Annotated in this window: 1 protein-coding gene; it reads right to left on the bottom strand. The window is 75.5% G+C overall.

All coding sequences use genetic code 11. The features are described 5' to 3' along the window. A partial coding sequence (locus tag ACF1AK_RS11765) for an SDR family NAD(P)-dependent oxidoreductase (protein WP_391498605.1) occupies positions 1–6,215 on the bottom strand: 6,215 nt, incomplete at its 3' end. Positions 6,216–6,289: the final 74 nt, after the last annotated feature.

Raw genomic sequence — 6,289 nt, 5'->3', positions numbered from 1 at the left:
CCGTGCGCCTCCACCACGTCCACGTCCGCCGCAGCCAGCCCCCCGCTCGCCAGCGCCGCCCGGATCACCCGCTCCTGCGACGGCCCGTTCGGCGCCGTCAACCCATTGCTCGCACCGTCCTGGTTCACCGCGCTGCCCCGCACCACCGCCAGCACCCGGTGCCCGTGACGCACCGCGTCCGACAGCCGCTCGACCAGCAGCAGGCCCACACCCTCGCCCCAGCCGGTCCCGTCCGCCGCCGCCGCGAACGGCTTGCACCGCCCGTCCGCCGCCAGACCGCGCTGACGCGCGAAGTCGACGAAGACGGCGGGCGTCGACATCACGGTCACGCCACCGGCCAGCGCCAGGTCGCACTCACCGGCGCGCAGCGCCTGGCAGGCCAGGTGCAGCGAGACCAGCGAGGACGAGCAGGCCGTGTCGACGGTCACCGCCGGGCCCTCCAGCCCGAGCGCGTAGGCGACGCGGCCCGAGGCGACGCTCCCGACGTTGCCGTTGCCGAGGTAGCCCTCCAGCTCGTCCGGCACCCGGTTCAGGCGGGTCGCGTAGTCGTAGTAGATCGCCCCCGCGAACACGCCGGTGCGGCTGCCGCGCAGCGACTCCGGGTCGATGCCCGCGTATTCGACGGTCGCCCAGGCGGCCTCCAGCAGCAGGCGCTGCTGCGGGTCCATCGCCAGCGCCTCGCGCGGCGAGATCCCGAAGAAGCCGGCGTCGAAGTCGGCCGCGTCGTCCACGAATCCGCCGGTCCGCACATAGGTGCTGCCCGGGCGCGAGGGGTCGAGGTCGAAGATCCGGTCGAGGTCCCAGCCCCGGTCGGCGGGGAAGTCGGTGAGCGCGTCGACACCGGCGGCGACCAGCTCCCACAGCTCCTGCGGGGAGGTCACGCCGCCCGGCAGCCGGCAGCCCATGCCGACGATGGCGATCGGCTCGTCCGGGGCCGCCGGCACGGGCCGGGCAGCCGGGGAGGCCGGGGCCACCGGGGCCGGACCGCCGGTGAGCAGTTCGGCCAGGCGGCCGGCCAGCAGCCTCGGGTTCGGATAGTCGAAGACCAGCGTCGCGGGCAGGCGCAGGCCGACGGCACCGCTCAGCCGGTTGCGCAGTTCGAGCCCGGTGAGCGAGTCGAAGCCCAGCTCGCGGAACGCGCGGCTCTCCTCGATGCCGTCCTCGTCGCCGTGTCCGAGCACGGCGGCGGCGTGGGCGCACACGGTCCGCACCAGCAGCTGCCGGCGCTCGGCCTCCGGCAGACCGGCCAGCCGGGCCGTCAGCGCGCCCGACCGCGCCCTTCCGCCGGCCGCGGTGCCACGGCGGCCGGGCACCCGGGCGAGGTCGCGCAGCAGCGCGGGCATCGCGTCGCCGTCGGCGCGGCGGAGCACGGCGAGGTCCATCCGGACCGGCATGAGAACGGGCTCGGCGCGGTTGACGGCCGCTTCCAGGAGCGCGCAGCCCTGCTCGGCGGAGAGCGGCAGGACGCCGAGGCTCGTCATGCGTCGGCGGTCGGCCGTGCCGAGCCCCGCGGTCATCTCGCTGCCGTCGGCCCACCAGCCCCAGGCGAGCGAGGTCGCGGGCAGGCCGTGGGCGCGGCGGTGGCGGGCGAGGGCGTCGAGGTAGGCGTTGGCTGCGGCGTAGTTGCTCTGCCCGGGGTTGCCGATCAGGCCGGCGGCCGAGGAGAACAGGACGAAGGCGTCGAGGTCGAGCTCACGGGTGGCCAGGTGCAGGTTCCACGCGGCGTCGGCCTTGGGGCGCAGCACGGCGGCCAGCCGCTCGGGCGTCATGGCCTGGATCACCCCGTCGTCGAGCACCCCGGCCGCGTGGACGACGGCGGTGAGCGGGTGCTCGGCGGGGATCGCGGCGAGCACCCGGGCGAGGGCCTCGCGGTCGGCCGCGTCGCAGGCCTCGATGCTCACCTCGGCACCCAGCTCGGCGAGTTCGGCGGCCAGCGCGCCCGCGCCGGGCGCGTCCGTGCCGCGGCGGCCGAGCAGCACCAGGTGACGCACCCCGCGCTCGGCGACCAGGTGGCGGGCCAGCAGGGCGCCGAGGGTGCCGGTACCGCCGGTGATCAGCACGGTGCCCTCGGGCGCGGGTGTGAAGCCGGTGTCCTCGGGGCGGGCGGCGGCCCGGACCAGGCCGGGGACGTACCCGGTGGCGCCACGCAGCGCGAGCTGGCTCTCGCCCGAAGCGGCCTGGGCGAGCACGGCCTCCTCGGGGGTGCCGGCCTCGGCGTCGGCCAGCACGAAGCGCCCGGGGTGCTCGGCCTGCGCGGAGCGGACCAGGCCCCAGACGGCGGCCGAGGCGGGATCGGTGGCCTGCTCGCCCGCGCCGACCGCGACCGCGCCGGTGGTCAGCAGGACGAGACGGGCGTCGGCGGTCCGGGGATCGGCCAGCCAGCGGCCCAGGAGGCCGAGGACGTGCGCGGTGAGCTCGTGCGTCCGCGCGGGTTCCGGATCCTCGGCGGCGGGGACGCGCACGAGCACGGTCTCCGGGAGGCGCTCCCCGGAGTCGTCGAGGAGGGCGAGGGCCTCGTCCAGGGTGACGGCCGCGCCGGAAGCCGGTCCGGCCGTGAACTCCGCTTCTTTCCAATGGAGTTCGAAGAGGGAGTCGCGGAGCGGCGTGTCGGCGGTCCGCAGCAGCTCGGCGGAGACGGGCCGGACGACCACCGCGCCGATGGAGACGACCGCCCGGCCGTCCTGGTCGTGGGCGCTCAGCGAGATCGCGCCGGCCGCGCCCGCCACCAGCCGCACGCGCAGGGCGCGGCTGTGGCGGGTGTCCAGCCGGACGGCCGTCCAGGAGAACGGAAGGCCGGCCTGGAGCGGCGCGTCCGCCTCACCGCGGACCAGCATCGGGTGCATCGCGGCGTCGAGCAGGGCCGGGTGCAGCGCGAAGCGGTCGGCGTCGGCACCGCCCTCGTCGGGGAGTTCGACCTCGGCGAACAGCTCGGTGCCGCGCCGCCAGACCTGGCGCAGGCCCTGGAACAGCGGGCCGTAGTCGAAGCCCGCCGCCGCCGCGTGCTCGTAGAGGTCGTCGGCGTCGACCGGCAGGGATCCGGGCGGCGGCCACTGCTCGGCCGCCGCCTCGTCGGTCACGGATGCGTCCGGGCCCTCGGGGGCGGCGGTGAGCAGGCCGGCGGCGTGCCGGGTCCAGGGTTGGTCGGCGGGCGCGTGCTCGGGCCGGGAGTGGATGCCGACCGCCCGGGCGCCCGTCTCGTCCGGGTCCTCGACGGTGACCTGGATCCGCACGGCCCCGGTGTCGGAGAGCACGAGCGGGGTGTGCAGGGTGAGCTCCTCGACCACCGGGACGCCCGCCTCGGCCCCTGCCCGCAGGGCGAGTTCGAGGAAGGCCGTGCCGGGGACGATGACCGTGCCGAGCACGGCGTGGTCGGCGAGCCACGGGTGGGTGGCGGTGGAGAGCCGGCCGGTCAGGACCGTTCCGGAGCCGTCGGCGAGCTCGACGGCGGCGCCCAGGACCGGGTGCTCCATCGCCGACTGGCCCCAGCCGGCGCCGAGGACGTCCGTGGGGTCGGGTTCGGCCCAGTAGCGGCGGTGCTGGAAGGCGTAGGTCGGCAGGTCGACGTGCCGGCCGGCGGGGAGCAGGGTGGTCCAGTCGACGGGCAGGCCCGCGACGAAGGCCGCGGACAACGCCGTCACCAGACGTTCGGGACCGCCCTCGTGGCGGCGCAACGTCTCCAGGACCACCGCGCCCGGGACCTCTTCGAGCTGGTCGGCGACCGGGACGACCAGGCCGGGGTGCGGGCTGCACTCGACGAACGTGGTGTGCCCGTCGGCGACGGCCGCACGCACCGCCGCGTCCAGCCGGACCGTGCCGCGCAGGTTGTCGAACCAGTACGAACCCGCCAACCGCTCCGGCCCATCCACCAGTTCGCCGGTCACCGTCGAGTACATCGGTATGCGTCCCACCAACGGGCTCACCGACGAGGAGAGCTCGACGACCTCGTCGCGGACCGCGTCCATGTACGCGGAATGCGAGGCGTAGTCGACCGGGATCCAGCGCGCCCGCACACCCTCACGCTCACACCACTCCACCACGGCCGTCAACGCCTCGGTTTCCCCCGACAGCACCACGCTCGACGGCCCGTTCACCGCCGCCAACGACAACCGCGCATCCCCAGCCACCAGTTCGGCGGCCCGATCGGCCCCCAGGCCGACGGACAGCATCCCGCCACCCGTCACCCCCCGCAGCGCCTGCGAACGCCGCACCACCACCCGAACCGCATCCTCCAGGGAGAGCAGCCCCGCCACATGCGCCGCGGCGATCTCACCCTGCGAATGCCCGATCACCGCCGCCGGGCGCACCCCGCACGACTCCCACCACTGCGCCAACCCCACCATCACCGCGAACAGCACCGGCTGCACCACATCAACGCGCTCCAGCAACCCACCCGAACCGTCCCGCAACACCTCCACCAGCGACCAGTCCGTCAGCGGATCCATCACCCCCGCACACGCCTCCACCGCCGCCGCGAACACCGGTGTGGTGTCAAGGAGTTCGGCCGCCATCCCCACCCACTGCGACCCCTGACCCGGGAACACGAACACCGCACCCGACCCCGACACCGCAACCGACTCACCCCCGGCCACCTCACCCAGCCGGTCCACCAACTCCCCCACCGACCGCCCCGCGACCACCGCCCGGTGCTCGAACACCGCGCGCCCCGTCACCAGCGACCGGCCGACATCCACCGGATCGACCCCGGGATGCGCCACCGCCCACTCCCGCAACCGCTCCGCCTGCGCACACAAGGCCGCGCCCGACCGGGCCGACAGCACCCACGGCACCACCCCGCCGACCGGCTCCGCAGCAACCGGGGACTCCGCCTCCGGCGCCTCCTCCAGCACCACGTGCGCATTGGTGCCGCTCGCGCCGAACGACGAGACGGCGGCCCGGCGCGGACGGTCCGAGCGCGGCCAGACCACGGGCTCGGTCAGCAGCCGGACGTTGCCGGTCTCCCAGTCGATGTGCGGCGAGGGGGCGTCGATGTGCAGGGTGCGCGGCAACTCCTGGTGCCGCAGCGCCATCACCGTCCTGATCACACCCGCCACGCCCGCCGCGGCCTGGGTGTGCCCGATGTTGGACTTCACCGAACCGAGCCACAGCGGCCGGTCCTCGGGACGGCCCCGCCCGTACGTCGCCAGCAGCGCCTGCGCCTCGATCGGGTCGCCCAGCGGGGTACCGGTGCCGTGCGCCTCCACCGTGTCCACGTCGCGCGCGGCCAGGCCGGCGGCCTCCAGGGCCGCCCGGATCACCCGTTCCTGGGACGGGCCGTTCGGCGCCGTCAGCCCGTTGGACGCGCCGTCCTGGTTCACCGCGGAGCCGCGCACCACGGCCAGGACGGGGTGTCCGTGACGTAGCGCGTCCGACACGCGCTCGACCACCAGCAGGCCCGCCCCGTCCGCGGGGCCGAAGCCGTCGGCCGCCGCCGAGAACGGCTTGCAGCGGCCGTCCGGCGCGAGGCCGCGTTGCCGGCTGAAGTTGACGAAGGTCTCCGGGGTGCACATCACGGTGGCGCCGCCGGCGAGCGCGAGGTCGCACTCCCCGGCACGCAGGGCGCCGACCGCCAGGTGCAGCGCGACCAGCGCCGAGGAGCACGCCGTGTCCACCGTCACCGCCGGCCCCTCCAGGCCGAGGACGTAGGACACTCGGCCGGCGAGCAGACTGGCGGCGTTGGCCATGCCCAGCGTGCCGTCCCGGCCCTTCGCCGTCCGGGCGAGGACGGTGGTGTAGTCGAGCCAGTTGATCCCGGTGTACACGCCGGTGCGGCTGCCGCGCAGGGCGCTCGGGTCGATGCCGGCCCGCTCGACCGCCTCCCAGGAGATCTCCAGCAGCAGGCGCTGCTGCGGGTCCATCGCCAGCGCCTCGCGCGGCGAGATGCCGAAGAATCCGGCGTCGAAGTCGGCGGCGTCGTGGAGGAATCCGCCCTCGCGGACGTACGCCGTGCCGGGGGCGTCGGGGTCGGGGTCGTACAGGGCCTCCAGGTCCCAGCCCCGGTCGGTCGGGAAGGCGCCGATCGCGTCGCCGCCGCCCGCCACGAACTCCCACAGCTGCTCCGGCGTCGACAACCCGCCCGGGAAGCGGCAGGCCATGCCCACGATCGCGATCGGCTCGCGGCCCCGCTCCTCCAGCTCCCGGACCCGCCGGTGCGCGTCCCGCGCGTCGGCGACGGCCCGCTTGAGGTAGGACCGCAGCTTCTCTTCCGACTCGGCCACGTCTACTCCGACTCCTCGATCGAACGGTCGTTGTCGCTGCTCTGGTGCTGGTGCCGGTGCTGGTGCCGGTCCCA

This window comes from Kitasatospora sp. NPDC015120 (assembly GCF_043080305.1).
In the GTDB taxonomy this organism is placed as follows: Bacteria; Actinomycetota; Actinomycetes; order Streptomycetales; family Streptomycetaceae; genus Kitasatospora.
Note: the sequence above shows the minus strand (reverse complement) of the source record. Positions and strands in the feature narration are given on the sequence as shown.